The following is a 3,437-nucleotide window of genomic DNA, read 5'->3' on the forward strand; positions in this document are numbered from 1 at the left end:
GAAGCCAATCCAACCGGCATCACTGACGGCACCCCGGCTTTTAGCGCCATCTGTAATGATCCGGATGTTGGCGATATTTTGAACAAATACCGAATCCAGGTTGATAATAATGATGATTTTTCGTCAGTCGTTTGGGATTCAGGGGCGGCCGGCGCGGTCATGGCTGATTGTACTGAAGGTAATCGGAGCGCTGATATTAATTTTGGCGGGACGCCGCTGTCTTTGGACGGCGCCAGATATTTCTGGCGGATTCGGTTCTGGGATGACGATGATGTCGTTGGTTCCTGGTCAGAAGACCCAACCAGCACCAACTTTTTTGAAATGGCCACTTCAGGCGGTATTCCTCAAGAAAGACAACTGCCAACCACTCCAACCATTGGCGATCCCGAAGCCGTCTCGCCAACCGCTATCCGCTGGCATTTTGAGGACACCGCCGGCAATGAAATTGGTTTTGAACTGTGGGACGCTGACAGTAATGTTTTAAAGCGGGTTGAATCGCCCAATCTGGACTATATTGAAGAAACCGGTCTGGAAGTTAATACAATGTATTTTGGCCGGCGGGTTTTGGCTTATAATGTTGGCGGCAGTTCAGCTTTATCAGCTCCAGCTGTGCCAACTCACACTTTAGCTCAAGCGCCTCATATTCAAAGCGTCACTCCGGTTAATGTTGATAAACTAAGGGTGATAATTGATCCTCAAGGCAATCCAGTCGCGACCGAAATGTCAGTCAGGGAACTGACGACCAATAGATGGGTTCAGCTTGACGGCAGTCTGGGCGAAGCTACCGTTTGGCAGGCTTATTCAGGGCCCCTGAACCAGTCGGCTTTCGGCTCCGCTCAAGCCTCCGGTTCAGGGCAGGGTGGCTGGAACGGGACAGCTGGTTTTGAAGTAACCGGCCTGGAAGCCGGGACTGAATACAGTTTTCAGGCCAAAGCCCGCAATGGCGATAACATTGAAACCGCCTTTGGTCCGGCCTCTGATCCGGTAGCGACTTTTGAAGCCGGCATGCCGATTATTAATATCTCCTTATCAGTCGGCGTTAATGCTGATCAGCCGGTTTCAGTCACCGCCAATCTTTTAGCCATTATTAAACCTTTATTTAATCCGGCTTTCATTAAAGCTAATTCTTCCCGGTTAGTTTCAATTATTGGTTTTTATCTGGTGATTGTTGGCTTGGTTTTCAGCGTCAGCAGTTTGCTGGTGTTGAATTTTGTCAAACCTGATAATGGCGGCCAAAAGAAAAAATCCAGCTGGTCAGTTTTGGCGGAAATTATTTTTGATCAGCCGCAGACGGCTTTTGACAAGCACGCTCCCCGGGCCAGGACCGGCGTTTATCTGGCTAATTACAGCCAGTTCAAACCTCTCAAGGAAGTAACCGGCGGGATTTTCTACGGTTTAGTAATTGTATTTGTTCTGGGCTTGGGCGTGATTTTAACTGATACGATTAAAGCCCAGCTGGTTGGCGACGGCCGGGAAGTCCAGCTGGGAGACAGCCTGACTTACCGGGTAGATTATGAAAATGTCGGCGACACGCCGGCGACCGGCGCCATAATAACGGCCGCCGTGCCTAATTTAACGACTTTTACTGTAAATTCAATTACTTTAAACGGTGTTGTTCAGCCCAATAACGCTAACGGTTTGGTAACAATTAACGCCGGAACGATCGCTTCTACCGGCGGCGGCTACGCTGAATACAAAGTCCGGGTCAGCGATCAGCCGGCAACCGATACCAATATTACCAATCAGGCCCGGCTGACTTATAATGAATCGCCGGATCCAATAGTATCCAGTCAGACCAGCAATTTAATCAGAGCGGCTGTTGAAGAGCCGGCAGAAGAAGTTCCGCCGGCAGAGCCGGCTCCGGAAGAAGCGGCGCCAACGCCGGCTGAACCAACTCCGGCGGCGCCGCCAGCCGAAGAGGAAGTTACTCCGCCGACTGAAGCCAGGCCGGAGCCTGGTGAAGAAGAGCTGACAGTCAGCGGCCAGGCCCGGGTGACTGATGATAAAGTTATCATTTCAGGAACGACCAGCCCCAATAGTCAGGTTAAAGTCTTTGTTGACGGAGTAGAATACGCGACCACCAGTGATGATCAGGGAATTTGGAGGCTTGAATTAGCCCAGAGCCAATTAGCGGCTGATATCGCGGTTCACACGATTGAAGCCCAGGCCATAAGAGACGGTTTAATTTCAGGCCGGGTAACAATCGCCCGGTTGGCTGTTACTCCGGAAGGGGCTTTGGTAGAGGCTGAAAAAGAGAAGCAGACTTTGACGGAGTTGCTGACTGACGTCACCGGATTTTTTTCCCGGGCGGTTGAGCAAGTAACGGCGGTTGTCAAAGCAATTGAGCCGGAAACCAGAACGACTTTGGCGGTAACCGCGCCGGTCGTGATTATCGCCAGTCCGCCGATTTTATTTAATCTGCCCAATATCCCAATTTATGTTTATAACTTATTTCCATTCTTGTTTACCGCCCTGGGCATTAAGAGAAGAAAACGGCCGTGGGGGATCGCTTACAATTCCATCAGCAAAGATCCGTTAAGTCTGGTGGTTTTGAGACTGATTGACGCCGACACCAATAAGCTGGTCCAAACCCAGGTGACTGATACTTTGGGCCGGTTCAGTTTTATACCAAAACCGGGCCGCTATTATATTGAAGCCCGCAAGCCAAATTATGTTTTCCCGTCAACAATTGTTAAAAGCGACCAGGATTTTGGCTATCAAAATATTTACCGCGGCCGGACGCCTTTGGAGATAACCGAAGAAAATATCCAGAGAATCATTCTTAACGTGCCGCTTGATCCGGCCGATCCCAGAATTAAGGTCAGTTCGCTTAAGCTGATTATCAGAAGCATTCATAATTTCTTTGGCAAGCTGGCTCTGCCAATTCTGGTTCTTGGTTTAATCGCCAGCGGTCTGGTTTATCTGGTTTCCACCAATTTGATTAACGGTTTGATGCTGGCGATTTATATTCTTTTGGCCGTCGCCCAGGTGGCTTTGGCTGAAAAAATATTAAAGCCGTGGGGAAAAGTTTATAATTCAGTTTCCTTAGAGGCGGTGCCGCTGGCTAAAATCAGCGTGATTGACACAGATAGACAACGAGTTTTAAAGAGCAGATTAAGCGATTATGAGGGCCGGTTTAATTTCCTGCCGCCGGAAGGAAAATATCAGCTGAAGGTTGAGAAAGAAGGTTATAATTATCCGGCCGCCAGAAAAGAAAAACCAAAAGAGTATCAGAACCCTTATTACGGAGAAGAGTTTCAGGTGAAGAAGGGGCAGGAGATAGTTAACGCCGACGTGCCGGTGGACCCGGTTGGGGCAGAGACGCCGGTTGAGGGGACAGGGAGAGACAGTGCAATTTAAAAATTTCAAATTACAAAATCCAAATTGTTCCAAATCAAATCCAAAATCTCCCGATGGCGAAGCCATCGAGGATCCTC

General features: G+C 49.1%; 1 protein-coding gene. It reads left to right on the plus strand.

Annotated elements, in window-relative coordinates; genetic code table 11:
* Positions 1-3,360 (plus strand): DUF11 domain-containing protein (locus VGA08_03390; protein ID HEX9679638.1); only part of this gene is annotated, 3,360 nt, incomplete at its 5' end.
* Positions 3,361-3,437 lie beyond the last annotated feature (77 nt).

The organism is Candidatus Saccharimonadales bacterium (assembly GCA_036397795.1).
GTDB lineage: Bacteria > Patescibacteriota > Saccharimonadia > Saccharimonadales > DASWIF01 > DASWIF01.